The following is a 22,140-nucleotide window of genomic DNA, read 5'->3' as shown; positions in this document are numbered from 1 at the left end:
TGCGGTGTATTACATTTTTCGCCCCCAATAGAAATAATTTATCCCTTATCTCATTTGCATTTTACTGATTAAATACAGGGTGAGGATCTGTAAATTCCCTGTAAAATGCTAAAAAATGAGAACGAGAGGGAAGGTCCATTTTGGTAAGGGAAGGGAGTGAAGCGACACTCATCGTCAGACGGTTTAATAAGGCTCTAATAGATCGCGGATCACATGTAAGTGCACCAGTGAAGCTTTGTTTGCAAGGTGAAAATAACCTTAGTACAGGAGGGATTTTGCTTGAATCAAGCTGTTCGATTCCGCCCGGTCATTACATTCGCTTTGGCATTTCTTCTGATTATTTCGTGGTTTGCACCAAGAGCTGATGCCGCCGCCCTGTGGCAGGCAGGCACCGCATACAAGAAAGGAGATCTAGTAACATATCAAAATAAAGATTATGAGTGTGTTCAGCCCCATACGGCCTTGACCGGATGGGAGCCTTCCAATGTTCCTGCGCTGTGGAAATACGTCGGGGAAGGTTCGGGGGGAGGGGGAGAGACTCCGGGTCCGGATACGACCCCACCTTCCGTGCCCGCCGGTCTGACCTCATCCTCCATCACGGACACCTCAGTCAATCTGGCCTGGAATGCATCCACGGATAATGTGGGCGTAACGGGATATGAGGTGTACCGGAACGGTGTTCTCGTGACAAGCACCTCGACTACAACAGCTGTAGTAACGGGACTGACAGCTGGCACCACCTATGCTTTTACGGTAAAAGCAAAAGATGCCGCAGGCAATTTGTCCGCTGCGAGCACCTCCCTCAGTGTAACGACTTCCAACGGATCTTCAAATCCGGGGCCAACCGGCAGCAAATGGCTGATCGGCTACTGGCACAACTTCGACAATGGCTCTACCAATATCAGACTTCGTTACGTATCAACAGCCTATGACGTCATTAATGTCTCCTTTTCCGAACCGATTTCACATGGTAGCGGAACGCTTGCTTTTACTCCGTATAACGCGACGGTAGCAGAATTCAAGTCCGATATTGCGTACCTTCAAAGCCAAGGGAAAAAGGTGCTGCTTTCCATGGGAGGAGCCAATGGCACCATTGAGCTCACGGACGCCACCAAGAGACAGCAGTTCGAGGAGTCGCTGAAATCGATTATTTCCACATATGGCTTCAATGGCCTCGACATCGATCTTGAAGGAAGCTCCCTGTCCCTGAATGCGGGGGATACCGACTTCCGTAGTCCGACAACACCGAAGATCGTTAATCTCATCAACGGTGTGAAAGCGGTTAAATCATATTTCGGCGCCAATTTCATACTGACGGCTGCGCCGGAGACGGCCTATGTACAGGGCGGATATCTGAACTATGGCGGCCCTTGGGGAGCATACCTGCCAGTCATTCATGCCTTGCGTAATGACCTGACCCTGCTTCATGTGCAGCACTATAACACGGGTTCGATGGTGGGGCTGGACGGACGCTCCTACGCCCAAGGGACAGCTGATTTCCATGTTGCCATGGCTGAGATGCTGCTTCAAGGCTTTAATGTAGGCGGAAGCTCGGGTCCATTCTTTAGTCCTTTGCGCCCGGACCAGATTGCAATCGGTGTACCGGCTTCCCAGCAGGCGGCCGGAGGAGGATATACGACCCCAACCGAGCTGCAGAAGGCATTGAATTACTTGATCAAAGGTGTGTCGTACGGCGGTTCCTATACGCTCCGCCAACCCGCAGGCTATGCGGGTCTTAAGGGGATTATGACCTGGTCGATCAACTGGGATGCGTATACGAACAACCAGTTCTCGAACGCACATCGTTCATTCCTGAATGGTTTTAGCACGCAAACGACGAAGGAGGCTGTGTACTAAATGCCAAATGTAAATAAACACACTGTTTTTAAGAAAACCGCAAAGTTTTTCCTGGGTCTGTCTCTGCTCTTATCTGTTATTGTCCCTTCATTTATGCTCCAATCCAGTACGGCCGAAGCAGCAGATTCATATAAGATTGTTGGTTACTACCCTTCCTGGGCTGCGTATGGAAGAAACTACAATGTAACCGATATCGATCCGACCAAAGTGACACATATCAACTATGCGTTTGCCGATATTTGCTGGAACGGTATTCATGGGAATCCAGACCCTTCGGGACCCAATCCTGTGACCTGGAGCTGCCAGAATGAAAAAAGCCAGACGATTAATGTACCGAACGGAACGATCGTACTCGGCGATCCATGGATCGATACCGGCAAGACATTTGCAGGGGATACGTGGGATCAGCCGATTGCAGGCAATATCAATCAGTTGAACAAGCTGAAACAAACCAACCCTAACCTGAAGACGATCATCTCCGTCGGAGGATGGACGTGGTCCAACCGCTTCTCCGATGTAGCCGCGACTGCTGCAACCCGTGAGGTCTTTGCTAACTCTGCCGTCGACTTTCTGCGGAAGTACAATTTTGACGGGGTGGATCTGGATTGGGAATACCCGGTATCAGGCGGGCTTGATGGCAATAGCAAACGTCCTGAAGACAAGCAGAACTATACCCTGCTTCTGGGCAAAATCCGTGAAAAGCTGGATGCAGCGGGAGCCGTAGACGGCAAGAAGTATCTGCTTACGATTGCAAGCGGGGCATCTGCGACCTATGCTGTCAATACGGAGCTTGCAAACATTGCTTCCATCGTCGACTGGATCAATATTATGACATACGATTTTAATGGAGCTTGGCAAAAAATCAGTGCACATAATGCACCGCTCTATGTTGATCCGGCGGCAGTAGCTGCGGGCGTGCCGGACGCTAATACATTTAATGTGGCTGCCGGAGCACAAGGACATCTGAATGCAGGCGTACCGGCCGCTAAACTGGTGCTTGGTATTCCATTCTATGGCCGAGGCTGGGATGGATGTGCACAGGCAAATAGCGGTCAGTATCAGACATGCGCGGGTGGTTCATCCGTGGGCACATGGGAAGCAGGCTCCTTTGATTTTTATGACCTAGAAGCTAATTACATCAACAAAAACGGATACACGCGCTACTGGAATGATACCGCCAAAGTGCCATATCTCTATAACGCATCCAACAAGCGTTTTATAAGCTATGATGATGCGGAATCCGTGGGGCATAAGATCGCCTATATCAAGAGCAAAGGGCTGGGCGGGGCGATGTTCTGGGAGCTAAGTGGCGACCGTAACAAGACGCTGCAAAACAAGCTGCAATCGGATCTGTCCAACGGGGGCACATTGCCACCTGCAGATACGACAGCACCGAGCGTACCCGGAAATGCCCGTTCTACAGGGGTGACGGCAACCTCAGTGGCACTGGCCTGGAACGCTTCGACGGATAATGTAGGCGTTACCGGTTATAACATTTATAATGGCACTACTCTTGCGGCAACCGTCAATGGAACGACCGCAATGATCAGCGGACTAACAGCGGGTACTTCCTACACCTTTACGGTAAAAGCAAAGGATGCGGCAGGTAATCTGTCTGCGGCCAGTAATGCTGTAACCGTAAGCACTACTGCTCTGCCGGGAGGCGATACGCAAGCACCAAATGCACCAACGAACCTTGCGTCGACCGCGCAAACAACATCCAGCATAACGCTGAGCTGGACCACATCCACTGACAATGTGGGTGTAACGGGTTATGAAGTGTACAACGGAACGGCACTGGCAACAACGGTAACCGGAACGACAGCAACGATCAGCGGGCTTGCGGCGGATACCTCGTATACTTTTACGGTAAAAGCAAAGGATGCGGCGGGCAATGTGTCTGCTGCGAGCAGTGCTGTGACCGTGAAAACGGCGGCAGGAACGACCAATCCCGACGTTTCCGCTTGGCAGGCGAATACGGCCTATACTGCGGGGCAGCTTGTGACGTATAGCAGCAAAACGTATAAATGCTTGCAGGCCCACACCTCCTTGCCAGGGTGGGAACCATCCAATGTGCCTGCATTGTGGCAGGTCCAATAGTTAAATGGCGGTTGATTTATAGGAAAGAAGTATAGTACATGGATAATTAGATAGGATAATTATGGTATAATAGAGAAGACATAGTAACCGGTGGGATTATCGGCACGGCGAAGCTACCCGAAAGGGGGTGACGCCGTGTCACTTCTTGCAGTAGTGCAGCATTTCCTGGAAATTAGCGATAAGCTAGTTAGTATTGCAGTGGGGTTAATAGCCTTATGCAGTGCATGGAAAGCAGCGCGGAACAAGAAAAACCACCGGGATTAGGTTGGGAGCCTTGCAATCCGGTGGTTTTTCATTCATTTGATTGAAATTCGCCGTGGTCGCCCACCGGCCTTTGTTAGACAAGTCACGATGTTACAGCATCGTGGCTTTTGTTTATTTTACACTTGTTATACTTTTATTATACCACAGTAGGAACATTTCGGAACAACACAAACAACATTTTCATGAGTTACCGAAAAGTTTCAAGTTTCACTTTACGGATTAAAGTATTTTCTTAGTGCTTAGGTTAAGATAAGTCCCCTGTTTAAGCGCTACATGCTACCCACGTATGTTCTTTAATAGGTGATTGAAAATGGAATCTAATGAGGAGGACGTAACCCAAGCGAAGGTGCGGGAGCGTTCTTTTTATTGAATTAACGGTTAGGTTAACGTGGGAACATATTTCTCATACTCAAATTCCATGTTATGGTAATATAGAGTTGGATTTATGAAAAGTGTACAAGGGTGTGTAAACGAAATGGCTGAAGGACCGTTCATCTTCTAGCGTGTATAATATGTTTTATCGTTACGAATGGATGAATGTAAATAATACATATGGAGGTAATTAAGTTTGAGTACTCACTACTACTTCAGTTGGTTTAATAATTTTTTTCCAGAGAAGCTGGTCCATTGTTTGCATGAGGATATACAAGACAGAAAATCGCTTGTTATGATTAGCGCTGACCCGTCTGGTTATATAGGTGAGCAAATTAACTTTGATGATATTTCTGAATGGACATGGTTGAATCAGGCTAACGTTATTTTTGATGAATATCATTTCATTGATTACCGCATGAAGAAGGAAGATGCCCAGCGATTAATTCACAACGCTTCTGTCATTTTATTATGCGGTGGAGATCCTGTTTTGCAGAACGATTTTTTGGCGGATTATGAATTATCGGATGTTATTAAGAACAGCAATGCGGTTATAATGGGTGCCAGCGCTGGTGCGTTAAACATGGCTGCAAAATGGTTAAGCTTGTATAACACTGGTTTTAAAGTTGAAACAAGTACTATTTATGATGGTATTGGCTTTGATCATTTTGCCTATGAATCTCATTCTCAACGCGACTACGCCACGTTTGTTCAAGGCTACCTGTTCCCCTTGTCTGAAGCGATTGATGTTTACGCGGCAGAACAGGAGAGCGCTATACGTGTAAAGGACGGCAAAATAGAAATAATGGGTCCTGTATATTTAATTTCCCACTCAAAGATTCAGAAATTGGTTGAGACGCTCTAATTAGGGTGAGTAAATGAGGCGGTCCATGTTTTTGGCGCTGCACATTTGATGATTATTCAACCTGTCGAAATGACAGTTTTTTTTGCATAGAAATGAATAATGAACTAAATTATCGTATAATTTTCCATATACGAAAGGAATGAGAACAATGTAGTCGCAAATAATTGTGATCCTCGGGCAAGGTCTCCACCTCCTCATTAAGAGGCTGAAGAAAAAATAATTTAGGAGGATCAATATGAATAGTTACATTTGGAATGGTATAAAAATAAGGTTGCGTCCAGTGTTACCTACTGATTGGGATAAGTTTCATTACAATGATCTTGACTCGGAGAATGCGAGATTATGTGACGAGATCCATTTCCCGAGATCAGAAGAAGGTACAAGAACCTGGGCTGAGAATCAATCCGTGCATAGCTCTAATGGTGATAACGTCTTTATGGCAATAGAAACGCTTGACGGGACACTCGTTGGGAGCATTTCCACAAATAGCTGTAATCTTCGATGTGGAAATTTCAAATATGGAGTATCCATATTCCGTGAGCATTGGCGCAAAGGTTATGCATCTGATGCGATAAAAACCATACTGCGGTATTACTTTGAGGAATTAGGATATGTAAAGGTCAACGCTCATGTATATGCATTTAATGACGGTTCTGCAGCATTACATGAGCACCTTGGCTTCATTCAAGAGGGAAGAATCAGAAATATGGTTTTTACTAAGGGACGACATTATGACGAATATATATATGGCCTAACTAATAAAGAATTCGATGAAATTCATACGTAAGGAAGATATCGGACTCCTTTGTGAAGTCATTGTGGCCGAACGAATGGGCTGACAAAAAGGATCGTAGCAGAAATGCTGACGATCCTTTTTTGTTATATTTTCGTCCAGGATTATGATTGTCTTTGCAAAATTTTGCTTTTAATCCGAAGTAGAACGAATGTACATGCGAGTTTTACTAAGGACTTGTGATGAAAAGAATTCTTCATAGCACCATTTGACGGAACTATATGAAGGTATTGAAGAAGCGAATTAATTTAGGCAAAAGCAAGGCAGTTCTCTTAAGGGAATAGCCTTGCTTTTGCTTAAAGATTTTAATCTATATTTTCAATCCCCCATTCTCCTGCTTCGTTTTTAGTAAAGAAGTAGGTAATACCTTGATTTTCAATATTGCCGGCTGAGGATTTTCTTGCAAAGCGAACGCCTACTCTAATCTGTACTGGCCGATCTGTTTTTTCTATAAGATCCAAATCATAAAACATAAATTGATCACTTTCGTTTGTGTAATAGAAGCCTTCTCGTATAGATTTCAAAGACTCTTTATTCAGATTTTCTTTAAACTTTTCTTTGTTGTTCTCCACAATCGACTGAGATTGTTACTTAACTTGGAAATAATGTTTTCGTCAAAGAAGTTGTCTTTATATGTGATAAAGTCTATAGAGACACCTTCTTTAAAATTCGCAGGAGTGATGTCCTTATTTGCTGCACTTTCTCCTGGTTCAATCAGACTATCTATTTTTGTAGGAGCATTGGTTGATGGTGTTGGTTGGCTCATTGAATTGCTTGGTTCTTCGCTATTGAAAAGAGTGTCATTGTAAGTGTCATCTGATTTTCCGCATGCAGAGAGAAGTAAAGTTCCGATTAAACATAATGATAAAATACGACGAGTGAGGTTTTTCATTCTGTGAAGTCCTCCCCGATAATTTTGGTGTTATAGGTAAGATATAAGAGAGAAAAAAGTTGCATTTTATAATTTGTAACGATACGTTATATAATATTATATGATTCATAAAGAGCCAATGGTGCATTAAGTTCGGTGGTTACCCTCTCTTTAATTACTTTATATATTGGGCAATTGGTCTTCAGAACTAACATACAACAAAGGCCCCCTTTTAATTGAATACCACGTTTCTGTACCAGGTTCCTTTGTTATATTAAACGGTACGCTCGTATGTTTACGGTAAAATATCCTCAAAAGTAAATTTTTTACTGCCTTATTTAGTTTTTTATTATAGTAAATGTCTATGCATTATAATATTATTTATGGTTTTTATAATATATGTTACAATAACGTATAATATATGCTACAATAACATATAAAGATAGGAGGATATTAATGGAATCAAAAGAAAAGCCTTCTAGGCTCACAGTCTATCTTCCTGAAAGAGCTAGAGAAGAGCTGCTGAATATTGCTAATAATACCGGATTGTCTCAATCGCATCTGGTAGTTCTTGCTACACATAGTTTAATAGCTAATTATAAGACTAAAGGCAATACCATTTTTTCAGATTTGTTAGGTATTGGTTCAAATCTAAATGTAAGTGATTCGAATCGTTATACAATAGCCGTAGCTGAAAAGGAGGGTAAATATGAAATATAGTATCAATTTATTTGGGTTTATGGTGGACTGTGAGTTTAAGATAGATGGTGAGAATTTCGGAATAGAAATACCGGAGGAAAATCAAAAGGCCTTAAAGCAATATTTAATACGCGTATTACCCAAATATGGAAGGGAAGCTTCAAATGATTCGTCCCTAGATACTTTAGTGAAACTTGCCTTAGATGCTGAAAAGTCATTAGATGGTCGTATGGTAGAACCAAAGTTAAAATTACCTTATGAGTTCCAGCCTGAAATTAAGGAGAAGCTAATTGAAGCAGCCGCATTACAAGAAATATCAGCGACTCAATTATTGATCCGTATTATTGAAAATAAATACCAAGAGGTTATGAGATAGGGGGATAAATAATGGCATACGGAAATAAAGTTAAATTCCATTATGACGTACCTGTGTACATTAAAAAACAGTTAGCTACGGCAGCAAAAAAGCTGAATATGACAGCAACCGAGCTGTTATCTAAAATAATTGAAGAAGAATATGAACGTGTGACAAAGGAAAAAAAGGCTAAATGAAATTAGCCTCTACAATGAATTGGTGCATTTTATGGACTTGGTCAATAGTAAAACATTGATAGGAATAATCTTGACCAATATGGTCAAATGAAAATACATGAAAAACAGAATAGCTTTCTGATCGGTTGTCTTCGATTAGATAAACATACACATTAGGGATTTCTGTTGTTACATGACAATGAAATTGAGCTGTTGGACTTGCGTCTATGATCCCCATAATATGTTGCTTTACATCAGAGGACACATCGGGCAATTGGTTTACAAAAACTAACATAAGGGACCCCCTTCTAATTAAATACCGTTTCTGTACTGGGTTTATTCATTATACCAAACGTACGTTCCTATGTTAAGGGTGCAATTTCCACAGGAGTATATTTCTTACGTCTAGGTAAGGTGATATGTTTCGATTTCTCAGGTTACAATATTGACGTTTTGTTATTAATTTCATTAAATAATGTCTTTTTGTATGTATCATTTGATGGCTTTAACTTGGGATCAATACCTTTTTATAAAGAAAGTTATTTTTATTATATAGCGTATTGTTACAATACGTTATGTTTAGGGTTTTGAAAAACATTGGTGAGAACTTCTGAATAGTAGGCTTGGTAACCGAAGAGCTTACATAATTATAAGCATCACAAACGAAAGTCTTTACTAACTAGATTTGGTTCATCATTTTTGGGCTTGAAGCTGCGACAATCGTTAAAACGAGGAATCGCGATCTATTCGATCCGGAGTGAGTTACATAAAAATTATTCCCAATGTAAATACTCGTAAAAAAGTCAGCTCATTCAGCTGGCTCTTTACGTTTTACAGTCATTATGTAAAAAAGAGATTTATGTAATTCTCTCTCAGTATAAAACACGACCCATCACCGGGATAGTGCTGGGTTGTGTTTACAGAAATTGTGTTTGTTTTGCTGGTCCTTCTATTAGAATGTTTTATGAATAGTTTGTAATGCCTTCTCTAACCGATTTTCTAATTATTTTTCTTCTGGAACGTCAACAATAATATAGTTTTCCTTCAGATTAGTTTGCGGCACTTCAGCTTCTTTAAATACAACGTCATTCCAATTATTCTTATTGATTAAACTATATCCGGTAGAAGTAATATGAGGCATCCAGCGAAAGCTAGTGAATGTCGTATCTTTGAAATTTGGTAAGGAACCGTTCTCTTTTGTGAAGGAGCGGTTTATGAAATAAAGGTTATCTTGCGTAGCGACCTTTTCGCTAATGAAAGCTTGCCACTTAAGGTAAGCTGTGTTCTTCGTAATTTGATAATAGTGGACTACATTATTATTGACCTCGATGAATTGTTCATTTGTATCTTCCGGAAAATAATATTGAAGACTAGCCGTTTCCACAGATGGTTCAAAGTTCTCCGTGAGTTGTGAGACTCTAGGAAGATTGATCGCAGCATTTCTAGCTGTGCTTAATGAACTGCTTTTAACATCAGTCAGCAGTTTGGTACTTGGTTTCGAAACAAAAGCCGTTTGGGTCTTTTGATTCCATGTTACTGAACCATCCAACGCTTCTGCAACAAAACGTAAGGGAATCATTGTTTTACCGTTATGAACAAATGGAGCGGTACTTAATGAAACTGAGGTTCCATTTTTTTTTGCAACTTTTTTATTCATCGTCAATTGCAAGTTTGTGTCGTTCCCCTTCACTGTCACTTGCTTAGTGGAGTTATTCCAGGAAAACGTTAAGCCACCCAAACTTTTTAGTGAGGTCAGGCTAAAAAAGAGCTGATTGTCCTTGTTGAGGATGTCTTTTGAATCTAGGTCGTTATTATTCACCACAACTTGTGTCGCTTTTGTACTTTCTACTGCTGCATTTGCCTCATTGGTTGGAAGTGCCAAAAGCGAAGAACATAGAACAGCAAAAGAAAATAAGATCAATTTTTTCATCTGTAAACCTCCTAAATTTTTCAAGCTGTATATGAATAGACGCAAAAAATAACATAAGGTTACTCAAAATATAAAAAAAATACATATATTATATTGCGTAACGCTACGTTATATGATATGGTATGTTTATCCAGTAGAAATCATATCGGTGAGGGATACACTTTTATGATTCCTTCTATCCCATGGAAAAAAAATTATGAGGTGTTATTAATATGTATAGACACTTGGGAATCGTAGTTTCTACAAAATCGAAAACTTGGAATGGTATTCAAGGGGAAATTGTTCTGCCGACTACAGCTTCGGCCACGGTATATGGATATATCGACTGGTACTTTGGTTTGGGTGAGGCTGTAATTGAATCTGGTATTTCGAAAAAAGCTGGTGAAGGCTACAATGTGTTTCTCGGTGGTGTTGGGCTTACATATAAATCAAAGCCAATAGCCATTTATGATGGACAGCGAGTGCGCTTGAAAGTTTATCAATATTCTGAAAAAGGTAAGCGTTATGTAAAAGTATTGGTAAACGATGTTGAGCAACATGTAAGTGAGTTCACAACTGCTACATCTAATGCGCTCGCCGCTAATGATGCAGTGAAGATGGTACATGGTGTAGAGGACCAAGGACATTGCAGCTATAGTCAAGCGAGTTTCTCTAATGTACAATTACGGACAGGTGATGGCTCGAGTTATACAACCTGGAACTCAAATATTCCATACAATTATGCTAAGAAAGAATTAAATGGCAGCGATCCAGGAATGCTTAACTCAATGACTGTGCATTCAGTATTACCGTTAAGCACTTCCTTAAAAACTGCACGTTAAACGCATTTAAAATTTAAAATGGGCAGCTAGGCAACCATTTTGGTTTGCCTAGCTGCTTTTTAACGTATATCGTTACAAGCGGTACAAACTTCTCTATTAGTTAAATGGATATATGCAGCGGCAAAAGCCACGATTGGAGGTAAATGGGAAAGGTAGCTGAACGGATTAAATGGACTCATGTTTGAAACCTTATGTTAATTAGCTAGTCAACCCAACATTTTTAATAAATAACATAGTAAGTTGATCCGCTTCGAAACATGAGGCTGCGAAATCTTTTAGTAACCATGTACCCTTAGTTTGGTAGTTGCGCGGGGGGCATTTCATGATGTTGTTAATTTTGTGTACGAATGATTCTTGGCTTTGTCCCGCGGATTCCATTGCTTGCCAGATTAGAGCAATAGGCTATCACGTAAGTTTAAGGTAATGAGCAAAATAAAGTAAAAATTATTTTAATATATATATTGCGTAACGTTACGTTATATTGTATAGTTGCATTATGAGTTATTTGAGTGTAGAGAATAGTTCAGTTTGATGGGATTCAAACGTTCTATTTTCATATCCCTACATCATTCTTGAACACTCATATAGCGTTACATATTACTACGTAATATCAAAAAATGGAGGTATATATATTATGGCATGTTCCCAACCCGATTTGACTAGAGTGAATATTTCGGCAATACCAGCAGCTCCACCCCATATTACAGGAACCAAGGTGGGGACAACTCGCTTTGTTATTTCAGATAATCCTGAAACAATTGGTAGTCCTACCGATCCTAAATGGCCAGTGAAATTTTCAGGCGGATTCGCCACGCTTTGGCACGATTATCTGAATAATCGAAACAGCGTAAATTATCGTGTGTTTGTCTGGCATTTAAATACTACTGGAAAGACATTAAAATATGGGATTACCATTGGTAATGGTTCCAACGCTACGTCTAATCCGGGGACTATCCAAGTTTCCAACTTGAAACATTCTATTGTAACAACGGGGAATTTTATACCTCATGGTATTTGTACAGCGAAAGCTCTACTTGGTAACACGCTAGATAGTAGTGCAACTCCTATCGATTCTTCGATTACTGCAGGAAATGTAGGGTTGGTTAAGGAGTGGAATGTACCTACTGGTCAATTAATTGGTGGGGTCATTGAATTTACACTCAAAAATGTAACGTCTTCTACAGCCCCGATGACATTTAGATTGCGTTCATCTGTTTCTGACACGACTACAGCGAACCTGCGTATGAATCAATCGGCTGTGGTAAAGGTGATGGAGACTCACCCACGTGGATCTTGGGATTTTGCAGATATTCAAAGTACCATTAATTTTGAAACAGGTGCATTGAATACGTTTCAATACTACAGTTTTGCAAACGGTACGAATGACAATTTGATGAAGCAATCTGGTAGTTACGATTCAGCGAATTCTTATGGTGACAACAAAGGTCTTTATGGTGTGAAAAATAAAATTAATATCACATTTAAGAATACTTCAACTGCAAGTCGATTAATTAAAGTTTTTCTTACATCTAGGGTTAATGCCTTTGGTGGAGCATGTCAGTGGAACAATAATCCGACGGTTGGTGTTCCTAAATTGAATCTGACATCATCTAGTCAGGAGGCAGTCCAAGTGGTTTCATTCACTTTGGCAGCTGGAGCAACAGCAACATACCCGCTCACCACATCGACCGCAGGATCGCTGTCAGGTCCCGGTGTAGTTGCTATACAAACCTTGGCTCCTTAAATGAATAACAAGCCTACTCAGCAACAAATAAAGCCTTCGTCCATAGACGAAGGCTTTATACTTTGAGTTTATTCTGAAAACAAGTTAATTATTTATGAATGAAAGCCCTGGAAAGACAGTATAGGAATTAATATCTGCACTGTTTACCCGTCCCCATTTTTGTATTTTTCCTTTAGTAATATCAAAATCCCAAATCTCTTCTTTTAGCTTCTCTTCATTAGATATGACCTTTACACGTACCTTGAGACCACTTTTAGTGCTTTGGGCATCAATGATATTATAATCTATAATTGCCGGATAGATCCCACCGATCGGTATCATATCGAACCCATCCACTGTAACCGATTTAATTAGTTCATCATCCCGGTTATCATAACCAGCAATATAGACTGCAATAAGATTTTTAACGCCAGACCAACTACTTCCACTTAGATCAAGGTCTTCTTTCCATATATCTTCTTGCTGAGGCTGATTGTTATCTTTAATGGATACGGTCTGATTTTTTTGATCCCAACTTACTTTAGCCCCTAATGCTTTTGAAACAAAACTGATAGGTACCATTACTCGGTTATCAATCATTCGTGGTGCTACATCAGGAGCAACAGTCTGATTGTTTACTACAATTTTAATAGTCCCTTTTGCAAATGCTAGTCCTACTACTGCACTAAGCGAAATAACGAATGCAAAAAAGGAAATCAGAATTTTCTTCTTCATATAAAACATCCTCCTCAAAATTAAATACATACTAAATAACGTAAATAAATGGATTTAGTTGCATACATATAGAAGATATAACAAAAAGGTGAATAACACAAACTTCCAGTTATCAAAGCAGAAGTTACTGGTACAATGTCACTCAACGGGAGTTGTATTCGTTGGAGATACTAGGGTTTATTATGTTCTCTTTAACCCTGCAAATGTTGGAGCTAACTACGAATTGGAATTACGCTGAAGACCGACTCCATTTATTGTATGAAGCCAAACAAACTATAAAGTGTGGCGTCCCTATATTATGGGAACGCCTTTTTTAATGATCGTCTGTTTTATATCGAATTGATTGCAACCAGTGAATGCTAAAAGGGATCTCTCCTAAAACGTTATAAATCCGGATAAAACAACTTATGATGAAAATACAAAGAAAAAGCCCAATTTTGTTTCCTTCAGCTTGAGTTTGAAAACCCTTAAATCATCTTCTACCTTTTTATACAAGAGTGAGCAGTCGGAATGAGAAAGTAGGAAGTAAACAGCCAGCGAGATCCATCAGCAGCTCTGACATGCATATGTAAATAATTCGAGTCGGATTGCTAATCATATTTTATCTGAATTGTTAGACAAGCTGTTTACGTTTTACACTCTACTGAAGGACTGATGCTATCGGATCTAAGGAAATAAAAGAGCGGCCACCTAATAGCCGGTACGCACCGCTGGGTATTACTCGAGCTATAGCTTTACTCCAAGCTCAAGGTCATACTGGCAGTGGATCATAGAAGGCATGGCGACAACATATTCGCTCCACGTTGCTGCGCTCCCATCAAAAAATTATGCATAAAGGCAGCACCATGAGTTTGCTAATTGGTTTAAACCAAACCCAATTCAGTAATTTTATACACAGTTAATTATAAATCGTCTACAAAAAAAAGAAACATTTTACATTTGAATTTTGTCTATACTAAACGTACTAAAAAAATCACCTAAGGGGGTTATCCATATGAAATGGAAATCATTTCTCACTTGCTTGGCTTTATTTTTTGTCGTGTCAACTGCACAAGCAGCCACACCTATATCAATAGTTGTTAACGGTAGTAAGGCTAAGACAGACGTTGATCCTTTTGTTCAAAATGGCACCACTTATGTTTCGTTGAGAAGTATTGAACAGATTGAAGGGCTTTCTATAAAAAGCTGGAACAACAAAACTAAAATACTTGTAATTGCAGATCCTAGCCAGCAAATAACGTTTCGTGTCAATAATCAAAACCAATCTGAGTCACCACAAATTAGAAATAATCGCGTAATGGTTCCTATTCGCTTTATAGCTCAGAATTTCAATAGTGATGTTGCTTGGAATCCTAATACAAACACTGTCCATGTAGCAAAGATAAATGACCAAACAAAAGCAAATTTGGATTCAGCGGACTTAACTAAGGCACGTGTTGCAGCGATAAATATTCCGAAAATTTCTACTTTAAAGGAATTTACTTCAGTAGAGAGTAGCGGAGGCTCCTTTGGATTGTTTTTTCCTGAAGGGCAATCCAATTCATTTTTTACGATAGAAAATAGTATTATCAATTACTACGAGGTTAAATCAAATGCAGCTTGGCTCACATGGAGTGGGAAAATGGGTGGGAATCAAAATAAAGTTAGCTTTCTAAAAAACACCAGCGTATCAAGTGAAGTAGGAAAACGTCCTCAAATCAATGACCGGATATTTTTTTATACCATCTCAGCACATTCAGGGCAGTCTCAGTATGGGTACATTTCCATTGATGGAAAAGTGACGATACTTGGAAGCAAAGATATGGGAAGCTTGAATGATTTATATCCAATTGAGGATGAAAAATAAATAGATTGAATGAAAAAGGCAGTATGGAGCTTCGATAGCTCCATACTGCCTTTTTTGGTATTACGCTTGACTAAGGGTTGTAGAAAGTGGGAGAGCAGATTGCCCCGTAAAATTAGCGCCGCCATTTGGAGTAAGATTTACGCGGGAATACGTATGTCCTACTGATGCATCCTAAGGAACATCCACAGATCCACTCGTATTGGCACGCAATTGAACACTCGAGAATCTTGCTTCGAAGTCGAAGCTGGACGAATTCTCGATAATGCGTTGCTCCCCAGTAGACTTCGGAATGGTAATGACGCCGAATAAAATGTTACGTAATGTTCAATAAAGAAATACAGTTTTTAAACTTATTGGATAAACAGATTGGTATAATGATAGGAAAATCTGTATATGAAAGAAGGCGTTTACAATTAAGAAGTGTGCTTTGCTATTAGCTTCCTCGGTATTGCTGTTCAGTTTGCTACTCGCCTGTAATAATCCAAAAGACAATGGGGCGACTAATCATACAAATCAAGGAACCACCAATCATTCGTCTACTCCAGAACTGAATGCTTCAGTTGTTATATCTAGTATGTTTCCCAAGACCTCATTAACAGAATCAATTGTCATTGATTCTGTTAATGAGGATCAATCTATTCGGGCAGAGCAACAAACGGACAAGGGAACACTGCTTATGGTTTCCAATGGCAAGGAAGAAAGAGGACATTTAAACGTACCTAGTACGCAGGGACAAGAGGGGGATCAGTCGTTCCTGAGTAATTATTCTATCATCTATAGATACGATGGCCAGGATACCGTTTTATTAGAGTTGCCGGCTTATGTATTTATCCAGCCACCTGAAAATAAATTAAATTTTGAAAAGTTAAGTTTTAAAGATGCTGATGTTTATGCTCTCACCCCACAATACCAAACAGGGCATGGAGTGGAAGGTTATTTATTCGCGGTCACCAAACAAAGTGGAGATGCATTCCTGTTAGAGATCGTTAAAAAGGGCAAAGTTTCTGAGAAACTTCTGTATTCTGAATCTGAGCCTATGCCAATTGTCGAAAATGAAGCTTTGGTTGTTCATCCTCCCGTTGGTGCTGGCACCCCTGAAGAAGATACAAAAGTTGTTTTTTACAAGCTCAATCTGAGCACAAAGCAATTAATTGCTGAATAAGCTTGGGCTTGGTATCAATTGTTAATCAAAAAAGCTGACAAAAAAGAAGCCGAGATTCAATCCAGGCTACTTTTTTCTCTAATAAAAACTGATAAGATCAGTAAAATCAACCCAATAGTGATTGAGGTAATTCCTAATGGTTTGTAAGGATAAAGTTCTTCAATATTGAAGCAAGTAAATCCTGCGGAAAATAAAGGAATTCAAACAAATAATAATCTTTTTCAAATTGTTGGTTTTTTCATAAATTTTACCCTTCGTTAGATGATATTTAGAATATATTTACATTATAATCTACGAATGGAATCCGTTTACAGAGGTCGTTGCGCGAATATCTTTGAGTACTGAGAAAAACATGAAATGGAGGATACACTTTTTGAAAATCATTATTGTTACAACGGTAGGAGCTATTTTGTTATATGGATGTGGGGCAAATAATCAGTCTTTAAGTCTACCAAAGATTGATGAAAGCGCGCCCAAAGAAAGTATAGCAAACCCTGCTACATCGACTTCTAATACACTACTATCCGAAACCTCTGATAAGAGAATTGCTGTTTATGGTGTTCAGGATAAAACACAAAAAGATATATTTTCATCTTTAGATGTAGTGATAAACGGAGAAACAAAATCATTCAACTGGAGTAATGTAGCCAATCCTTCCTTTTATCCTCAAATATCGGTCATTGATTTAGATGCAGATGGAGAAGATGAAATGGTTATTGTTTTGACCAAAGCCACAGGGACTGGAGTGCATGACTCGGAAGTGCATGTGCTTAAATCGGATTTTACAGAAATATCGGTTTCAGATCCGAAAAAATATGTTCTAAGTCATATTAAAGTTGACCTAAAAGCAGATAAGGAAATTCGAAAGTATACCCTTTCAGTTGATGGTCAGAAGCACTCCTTTGAATTCAGCGAGAGCGATACTAACGATTGGTTTGAACAACCAACGGTTCAAAATATACTGAGATTTGAGGTAAAGGATAATCAGCTTATTGCGAAGGTACCAATTCAGATTTCAACAGGTCATTATTTAGGTGATGCCATCGTGAGATATGCATTGGTTAATGGGAAATGGGAGCCCTCTACATTAGAAATTGGATAAGCAGGTAGATGGAAAGGGGAATATAGTGTTGAAAAAAGAGTTTGGTGTAGTGATGGTGCTGATTGCCGCTTTGCTTTCAGGATGTGAATCAGATAAGCCTGCAACGGTTATGAAAAGTGCGGGGGAGTCTTCCAGTAAACAAGTAACAGCACAGCCGGAGAAGGAAAATGATTTGAAAATAATTAAGGCATCGCAAAATGAAGAAGTTAAACTTTATAGTATTAAAGAAACGAAGAATGGAATTGAAGGGGTAACCTTAAATATTAGTGGAAGTCAGAAAGACTTTGCTTGGAAAATCCCTGATACCGGAACTGAACCGCAGGTATTCTATACTGATCTTACGGGTGATGGAAAGGAAGAAGCCGTAATTATCATCCAAACTGGAAAAGGGACAGGCTTAGATAACTTTGATATTCATGTCGTTAATTCCGAGGACTTAACCGAAATTAAAGTCCAAAGCTATGAGGAGATTGTTGCTGAACAGATTGAAACGCATGTTGCTAAAAAGGGTGACGGTACGTTAGCGATTTCAGTTAAAGCGCAAGGAAAAGAACACAACTTCAATTATGAATTTGATCCAGTGCCGGATTATAAGCAAGATAGTCTTGGTTTTGGTGGTGTTTATATTTATTTTTTGGAAAATCAAAAAATAAAATTAAACCTTGGGGGAGTTGTAGGCGTGTCTCCCACATATGTGTGTGATTTCAATATCACTTATAAATTCGACAGTGCCAAAAATGAATTTGTTGCGGATCAAATTAAAGTTAAACCTATTGAATTTTAAGGTTAATTTATAAAGTTTGGATAACCTCAATCGTTTGACATAGAGGTTTTAAATCTTCTCGATGATCAGGTGTGAAAGTGAAAAAGGCCTCCAACTCTCTCGCGCATAGCGAGAAGTATGGAGGCCTTTCACTGTTTTATTTTACCTGCAAATCAGTCCAGAACATATCAGGACCCTGACTCAATTTAAAAATCAAAGTTGTCAGGATCTGGTCCAACGCGAACATCTTCGTTCAGGGCGCTAATGCGCTCCATCTCCTCATTGGACAATTCGAAGTCGAAGATGGACGAATTCTCGATAATCCGGTGCTCCTTGGTAGACTTCGGAATGGTAATAACACCGTTCTGCAGGTCCCAACGGAGAATGATCTGTGCCACGGATTTACCTTTCGCAGTAGCAATCTCGGTCAGAACTGGGTTGTCCAGCAGTTGACCCTGCATCAGCGGGGACCAGGCTTCCAATTGAATTCCATTTTTCTCACAGAATGCTTTGAGCGGGACCTGAGTCAGACGAGGGTGGTACTCCACCTGATTAATCATTGGCTTCACTTCGGCATCCTGCATCAAATCCTCCAGGTGATGAATCTGGAAGTTGCTGACGCCAATGGCTTTAATGCGGCCTGTTTTGTAGAGCTGTTCCATCGCTTTCCATGCGCCTTTGTATTTGCCTGCTTTTGGCCAGTGAATCAGATACAGGTCCAGGTACTCCAGTCCAAGTTTGTTCAGCGTAATATCATATGCCGCAAGCGTCTCCTCATATCCGAGATCTGCATTCCACACTTTGGATGTAATAAACAAATCTTCACGTTTCAGATTATTCTCTTTCAATGCCTCCGCAATTGCTTGGCCTACACCAGATTCGTTGCCATAAATAGCGGCCGTATCGATGCTGCGATAACCATGAGCAATCGCTTGTTTAACGGCTGTGATGAGTTCAGTGCCTTCTTCTACCTTAAATACACCAAGTCCAAACCAAGGCATTGGAATGCCGTTATTTAACGTTACCGTAGATTGTAAATGTTGTGCTGTCATGTGAAATCCTCCTCGAATGTTGTATCCATGTTAGTTTTATTGCTTATCAATGCTGGGTTTAGCCGTTCTTCATATGGATACATATAGATATAAATAGAATCAACGTATTATACTAAAGTACATATAATAGGGCAAAATCTATTTCGGCAGGATGCTTCATCACTGAAACAAAGTCTATTAGCCTGCTGTTCTGGCTGAACCTGACTCTGATTTTGTCTCTGTCTCTGTTGAAGAATAAGGATCTCTACGATCAAGTGCTCTAGCCCAACCGGTTAGAAGTACGGCAGCCAGAACCATAATTGCACCTACCCATGTTGTGTGAATCAGACCAATGGAATCCGTAATTACACCACCCAAATATGCACCTATGGCGATACCTGCATTAAACGCTGCAATGTTAAAGGCGGAGGCCACGTCTTTGGCCTGTGGTGCATAACGTTCAGCGAGCGTTACGACATACATTTGAAGCCCAGGCACATTCATGAAGGCAAGCAGACCCATGCCAAGAATGGTGATTAATGCTGCCAGCTTAAATGGAACGGTGAAATACAGTATGCCCAAAATGATCGTCTGAATGATAAACATATAGAAGAGCGCTCGGAGCGGATTGCGGTTGGCCGCTTTACCTCCAATAATATTGCCGATGGCAATGGCAATCCCGTACAGCAACAGAATTCCCACGACCGTTTTCTCGGAGTATCCGCTGATATCATGCAATAGTGGAGACAGGTAGGTGAACACCACGAACGTACCACCATATCCTACAGCGGTAATGGCAAAAGCCAACAGCAGCCTTCCGCCCGTTACCAGCTTCAGCTGTTCGCGAAATGCAGTTCGCGTTCCGCGTTGCAAGGTGGACGGGACCAGAAGCATATTGCCGATGAAGGCAACAACACCTACAACAACGATTAGAATAAATGCTGCGCGCCAGCCCCAGTGTTGACCGATGAGTGTACCCAGTGGCACACCAGTCACCGTCGCGATGGTCAGTCCAGAGAACATGATGGCAATTGCACTTGCTCTGCGGTTCGCAGGCACTAGGTCAGCTGCGATGGTGGAGCCGATGGACATGAACACTCCATGTGCCAAAGCGGAGACGATGCGTGCAATGAGCAGCATCGTAATGCCACTTGAGAGTGCAGCCATTGTATTACCTGCAATGAAGACAACCATGATGGCAAGCAGCAGTGTCTTGCGTGACACAGTAGACGTCAAGGAGGTCAGGAGTGGTGCTCCGAAGGTGACGCCTAATGCATATAAAGTAACGGTCAGTCCCGCTGCTGTAACGGAAATGCCCAGGTCATCTGCAATGAGGGGCAGTAGCCCGACGCTGATAAACTCGGTGGTACCGATGGCAAATGCACTGATTGCCAATGCCAGCAACGCCCACGTACTACGTTTTGAATCTTGTAACATGTCTTGCTCAACTCCCCAGAATGTAGATTTGTGCACCGGCAAATGCTATTATGAATTATTCGTCATAAAATGAATAGTACGTACTTTTTAGTACCCTACGTACTTTTTGGTTCCTATATAGCAACTGCTTGTATGTAATTCATACATTGGGGAGGAAAATCAACATGGTTAGAAAGAAATATAATATTTCGGTTGAAGCCACCCTTGAAGTCATAGGTGGCAAGTGGAAATGTGTGATTCTGTGTCATCTGACACATGGCAAAAAACGGACCAGTGATCTCAAACGTATTATGCCCGCGATTACGCAGAAAATGTTGACGCAGCAACTGAGAGAGCTTGAACATGACGGGATCGTGAACCGAATTGTATATAATCAGGTTCCTCCCAAAGTGGAATATGAACTGAGCGATTATGGCCACAGTTTGGAACCCATTCTAAATGCGCTATGTAACTGGGGAGATCAGCATATTATCAAGGAATACGGAGACAAATCCACCGTGTTGGAGGATAATGGATTAAACGATTTTAATTCTGACGACAACAAGGAGCTGATAGGCCATGAACTATGAAATTCTGTATGATGGTGCATTTGCGATGCTTAAGGTGCAATTGCAACGGGGAGAACGGTTCAAGGCAGAAAGCGGGGCCATGGTATCCATGACGCCAACCGTTGATTTGAAGGGATCTGCTGAGGGCGGTATGCTTGCCGGATTCGGACGCATGATCAGTGGCGAGAAATTCTTTTTTCAGGAATTGACGGCTGCAGGTGGATCTGCGGAAATTCTGCTATCGCCATCGAGCATCGGGGATGTGGAAGCTATTGAACTGGATGGCTCCTATTCACTCTACGTACAGAAAGATGGATTCTTGGCTGGAACGGAAGGTATTCAGGTGAATACCAAAATGCAAAATTTGAAGAAAGGCCTCTTCTCGGGAGAGGGTTTCTTTATTATAGAGATCAGTGGGCGAGGAACCGTGTTCCTGTCCTCCTATGGTGCAATCCATGCCATCAATCTGGCTGCGGGTGAAGAAGTGATCGTGGATAATGCGCACTTGGTGGCATGGCCCAATTATATGGATTATCGCATTGAGAAAGCTTCACAAGGGTGGTTATCCAGCGTGACCAGCGGAGAAGGATTGGTATGCCGATTCCGGGGTGAGGGGGTCGTCCTGATCCAGAGCCGTAATCCGCAGGGATTTGGACAATGGGTGAAGCAGTTTATTCCTTCGCGTTGAAG

Annotated in this window: 23 protein-coding genes; 16 read left to right on the top strand and 7 right to left on the bottom strand. The window is 41.0% G+C overall.

The genetic code is table 11. The annotated features are described in order from the left end of the window. Positions 1-279 precede the first annotated feature (279 nt). From ACR32F_RS31345 to ACR32F_RS31325, 5 genes are all read left to right on the top strand, one after another. Positions 280-1,857 (top strand): chitinase, encoded by a 1,578-nt coding sequence (locus tag ACR32F_RS31345; protein ID WP_440114509.1) that lies wholly within the window; start codon positions 280-282, stop codon positions 1,855-1,857. Continuing rightward, complete coding sequence (locus ACR32F_RS31340) at positions 1,858-3,957, top strand: glycosyl hydrolase family 18 protein (protein WP_440114506.1); 2,100 nt, start codon at positions 1,858-1,860, stop codon at positions 3,955-3,957. A 135-nt stretch (positions 3,958-4,092) separates the two neighbouring features. Further along, positions 4,093-4,221 (top strand): hypothetical protein, encoded by a 129-nt coding sequence (locus ACR32F_RS31335; RefSeq protein ID WP_440114503.1) that lies wholly within the window; start codon positions 4,093-4,095, stop codon positions 4,219-4,221. A 568-nt stretch (positions 4,222-4,789) separates the two neighbouring features. Continuing rightward, entirely contained in the window at positions 4,790-5,458 is a 669-nt protein-coding gene (locus tag ACR32F_RS31330; RefSeq protein ID WP_440114500.1) for a Type 1 glutamine amidotransferase-like domain-containing protein, read from the top strand. Between the two features lie 235 nt (positions 5,459-5,693). Then, positions 5,694-6,245, top strand: coding sequence for a GNAT family N-acetyltransferase (locus ACR32F_RS31325; RefSeq protein ID WP_440114497.1), 552 nt, complete (start codon positions 5,694-5,696; stop codon positions 6,243-6,245). Positions 6,246-6,556: 311 nt separating this feature from the next. On the opposite strand, the gene ACR32F_RS31320 is transcribed toward ACR32F_RS31325, so the two are convergent. Together ACR32F_RS31320 and ACR32F_RS31315 are read right to left on the bottom strand one after the other, a co-directional pair. Further along, positions 6,557-6,724, bottom strand: a complete 168-nt coding sequence (locus ACR32F_RS31320; protein WP_440114494.1) for a hypothetical protein — start codon at positions 6,722-6,724, stop codon at positions 6,557-6,559. A gap of 62 nt (positions 6,725-6,786) precedes the next feature. Then, the gene (locus ACR32F_RS31315; RefSeq protein ID WP_440114491.1) at positions 6,787-7,143 is read right to left on the bottom strand and encodes a hypothetical protein; all 357 of its coding nucleotides are present in this window, start codon (positions 7,141-7,143) and stop codon (positions 6,787-6,789) included. 435 nt (positions 7,144-7,578) lie between these two features. Here ACR32F_RS31315 and ACR32F_RS31310 point away from each other — a divergent pair, with 435 nt between their 5' ends. Genes ACR32F_RS31310 through ACR32F_RS31300 form a run of 3 tightly spaced genes read left to right on the top strand, consistent with a single transcriptional unit; the run spans position 7,579 to position 8,373 of the window. Further along, positions 7,579-7,842 (top strand): hypothetical protein, encoded by a 264-nt coding sequence (locus ACR32F_RS31310; RefSeq protein ID WP_440114488.1) that lies wholly within the window; start codon positions 7,579-7,581, stop codon positions 7,840-7,842. Continuing rightward, positions 7,832-8,197 (top strand): hypothetical protein, encoded by a 366-nt coding sequence (locus ACR32F_RS31305; protein WP_440114485.1) that lies wholly within the window; start codon positions 7,832-7,834, stop codon positions 8,195-8,197. Before ACR32F_RS31310 ends, ACR32F_RS31305 begins: the two co-directional genes overlap by 11 nt. A gap of 11 nt (positions 8,198-8,208) precedes the next feature. Next, positions 8,209-8,373 carry a hypothetical protein gene (locus ACR32F_RS31300; protein ID WP_440114482.1) on the top strand — a complete coding sequence of 55 codons (165 nt, stop codon included), beginning with the start codon at positions 8,209-8,211 and terminating at the stop codon, positions 8,371-8,373. Here ACR32F_RS31300 and ACR32F_RS31295 read toward each other — a convergent pair. Continuing rightward, positions 8,366-8,647, bottom strand: coding sequence for a hypothetical protein (locus ACR32F_RS31295; RefSeq protein WP_440114479.1), 282 nt, complete (start codon positions 8,645-8,647; stop codon positions 8,366-8,368). The genes ACR32F_RS31300 and ACR32F_RS31295 overlap by 8 nt on opposite strands. Positions 8,648-9,355: 708 nt before the next feature. Further along, entirely contained in the window at positions 9,356-10,282 is a 927-nt protein-coding gene (locus ACR32F_RS31290) for a copper amine oxidase N-terminal domain-containing protein (RefSeq protein WP_440114477.1), read from the bottom strand. 212 nt (positions 10,283-10,494) lie between these two features. On the opposite strand from ACR32F_RS31290, the gene ACR32F_RS31285 reads away from it, so the two are divergent. Next, complete coding sequence (locus tag ACR32F_RS31285) at positions 10,495-11,103, top strand: hypothetical protein (protein ID WP_440114474.1); 609 nt, start codon at positions 10,495-10,497, stop codon at positions 11,101-11,103. 634 nt (positions 11,104-11,737) lie between these two features. Then, positions 11,738-12,847 carry a hypothetical protein gene (locus ACR32F_RS31280; protein ID WP_440114471.1) on the top strand — a complete coding sequence of 370 codons (1,110 nt, stop codon included), beginning with the start codon at positions 11,738-11,740 and terminating at the stop codon, positions 12,845-12,847. Positions 12,848-12,931: 84 nt separating this feature from the next. Here ACR32F_RS31280 and ACR32F_RS31275 read toward each other — a convergent pair whose 3' ends face one another. Then, complete coding sequence (locus ACR32F_RS31275; RefSeq protein ID WP_440114468.1) at positions 12,932-13,561, bottom strand: copper amine oxidase N-terminal domain-containing protein; 630 nt, start codon at positions 13,559-13,561, stop codon at positions 12,932-12,934. 994 nt (positions 13,562-14,555) lie between these two features. On the opposite strand from ACR32F_RS31275, the gene ACR32F_RS31270 reads away from it, so the two are divergent. The 4 genes from ACR32F_RS31270 to ACR32F_RS31255 all read left to right on the top strand — a co-directional run bounded on the left by ACR32F_RS31270 (position 14,556) and on the right by ACR32F_RS31255 (position 18,455). Beyond that, positions 14,556-15,407, top strand: coding sequence for a copper amine oxidase N-terminal domain-containing protein (locus ACR32F_RS31270; RefSeq protein WP_440114465.1), 852 nt, complete (start codon positions 14,556-14,558; stop codon positions 15,405-15,407). Positions 15,408-15,834: 427 nt separating this feature from the next. Next, the gene (locus tag ACR32F_RS31265) at positions 15,835-16,569 is read left to right on the top strand and encodes a hypothetical protein (protein ID WP_440114463.1); all 735 of its coding nucleotides are present in this window, start codon (positions 15,835-15,837) and stop codon (positions 16,567-16,569) included. A gap of 373 nt (positions 16,570-16,942) precedes the next feature. Further along, positions 16,943-17,671: a hypothetical protein gene (locus tag ACR32F_RS31260; protein WP_440114460.1), complete on the top strand. Its 729-nt coding sequence runs from the start codon at positions 16,943-16,945 to the stop codon at positions 17,669-17,671. Positions 17,672-17,699: 28 nt separating this feature from the next. Beyond that, complete coding sequence (locus ACR32F_RS31255; RefSeq protein ID WP_440114458.1) at positions 17,700-18,455, top strand: hypothetical protein; 756 nt, start codon at positions 17,700-17,702, stop codon at positions 18,453-18,455. Between the two features lie 185 nt (positions 18,456-18,640). Here the strand turns inward: ACR32F_RS31255 and ACR32F_RS31250 are convergent, their stop codons facing one another. Next, positions 18,641-19,486: an aldo/keto reductase gene (locus ACR32F_RS31250; protein ID WP_440114455.1), complete on the bottom strand. Its 846-nt coding sequence runs from the start codon at positions 19,484-19,486 to the stop codon at positions 18,641-18,643. A gap of 177 nt (positions 19,487-19,663) precedes the next feature. Beyond that, positions 19,664-20,902 carry an MFS transporter gene (locus ACR32F_RS31245; RefSeq protein WP_440114453.1) on the bottom strand — a complete coding sequence of 413 codons (1,239 nt, stop codon included), beginning with the start codon at positions 20,900-20,902 and terminating at the stop codon, positions 19,664-19,666. Between the two features lie 164 nt (positions 20,903-21,066). Between ACR32F_RS31245 and ACR32F_RS31240 the strand changes: the two genes are divergently transcribed. Together ACR32F_RS31240 and ACR32F_RS31235 are read left to right on the top strand one after the other, a co-directional pair. Further along, on the top strand, positions 21,067-21,471 hold the full coding sequence (locus ACR32F_RS31240; protein ID WP_440114450.1) for a winged helix-turn-helix transcriptional regulator: 405 nt from the start codon (positions 21,067-21,069) through the stop codon (positions 21,469-21,471). Beyond that, on the top strand, positions 21,461-22,138 hold the full coding sequence (locus ACR32F_RS31235) for a TIGR00266 family protein (RefSeq protein WP_440114448.1): 678 nt from the start codon (positions 21,461-21,463) through the stop codon (positions 22,136-22,138). The genes ACR32F_RS31240 and ACR32F_RS31235 overlap by 11 nt, the downstream gene beginning before the upstream one ends. Positions 22,139-22,140: the final 2 nt, after the last annotated feature.

It is taken from the genome of Paenibacillus hebaui (assembly GCF_051934385.1).
Taxonomy (GTDB): domain Bacteria; phylum Bacillota; class Bacilli; order Paenibacillales; family Paenibacillaceae; genus Paenibacillus.
This window is presented reverse-complemented; position numbering and strand designations above follow the sequence as displayed.

What these genes read in the sequence shown, in the direction of transcription:
- ACR32F_RS31340 (WP_440114506.1), top strand. Translation starts at nt 1,858, where the DNA reads ATGCCAAATGTAAATAAACACACTGTTTTTAAGAAAACCGCAAAGTTT.
- ACR32F_RS31325 (WP_440114497.1), top strand. Translation starts at nt 5,694, where the DNA reads ATGAATAGTTACATTTGGAATGGTATAAAAATAAGGTTGCGTCCAGTG.
- ACR32F_RS31320 (WP_440114494.1), bottom strand. Translation starts at nt 6,724, where the DNA reads ATGTTTTATGATTTGGATCTTATAGAAAAAACAGATCGGCCAGTACAG.
- ACR32F_RS31315 (WP_440114491.1), bottom strand. Translation starts at nt 7,143, where the DNA reads ATGAAAAACCTCACTCGTCGTATTTTATCATTATGTTTAATCGGAACT.
- ACR32F_RS31310 (WP_440114488.1), top strand. Translation starts at nt 7,579, where the DNA reads ATGGAATCAAAAGAAAAGCCTTCTAGGCTCACAGTCTATCTTCCTGAA.
- ACR32F_RS31305 (WP_440114485.1), top strand. Translation starts at nt 7,832, where the DNA reads ATGAAATATAGTATCAATTTATTTGGGTTTATGGTGGACTGTGAGTTT.
- ACR32F_RS31300 (WP_440114482.1), top strand. Translation starts at nt 8,209, where the DNA reads ATGGCATACGGAAATAAAGTTAAATTCCATTATGACGTACCTGTGTAC.
- ACR32F_RS31295 (WP_440114479.1), bottom strand. Translation starts at nt 8,647, where the DNA reads ATGTTAGTTTTTGTAAACCAATTGCCCGATGTGTCCTCTGATGTAAAG.
- ACR32F_RS31290 (WP_440114477.1), bottom strand. Translation starts at nt 10,282, where the DNA reads ATGAAAAAATTGATCTTATTTTCTTTTGCTGTTCTATGTTCTTCGCTT.
- ACR32F_RS31285 (WP_440114474.1), top strand. Translation starts at nt 10,495, where the DNA reads ATGTATAGACACTTGGGAATCGTAGTTTCTACAAAATCGAAAACTTGG.
- ACR32F_RS31280 (WP_440114471.1), top strand. Translation starts at nt 11,738, where the DNA reads ATGGCATGTTCCCAACCCGATTTGACTAGAGTGAATATTTCGGCAATA.
- ACR32F_RS31275 (WP_440114468.1), bottom strand. Translation starts at nt 13,561, where the DNA reads ATGAAGAAGAAAATTCTGATTTCCTTTTTTGCATTCGTTATTTCGCTT.
- ACR32F_RS31270 (WP_440114465.1), top strand. Translation starts at nt 14,556, where the DNA reads ATGAAATGGAAATCATTTCTCACTTGCTTGGCTTTATTTTTTGTCGTG.
- ACR32F_RS31250 (WP_440114455.1), bottom strand. Translation starts at nt 19,486, where the DNA reads ATGACAGCACAACATTTACAATCTACGGTAACGTTAAATAACGGCATT.
- ACR32F_RS31245 (WP_440114453.1), bottom strand. Translation starts at nt 20,902, where the DNA reads ATGTTACAAGATTCAAAACGTAGTACGTGGGCGTTGCTGGCATTGGCA.
- ACR32F_RS31240 (WP_440114450.1), top strand. Translation starts at nt 21,067, where the DNA reads ATGGTTAGAAAGAAATATAATATTTCGGTTGAAGCCACCCTTGAAGTC.
- ACR32F_RS31235 (WP_440114448.1), top strand. Translation starts at nt 21,461, where the DNA reads ATGAACTATGAAATTCTGTATGATGGTGCATTTGCGATGCTTAAGGTG.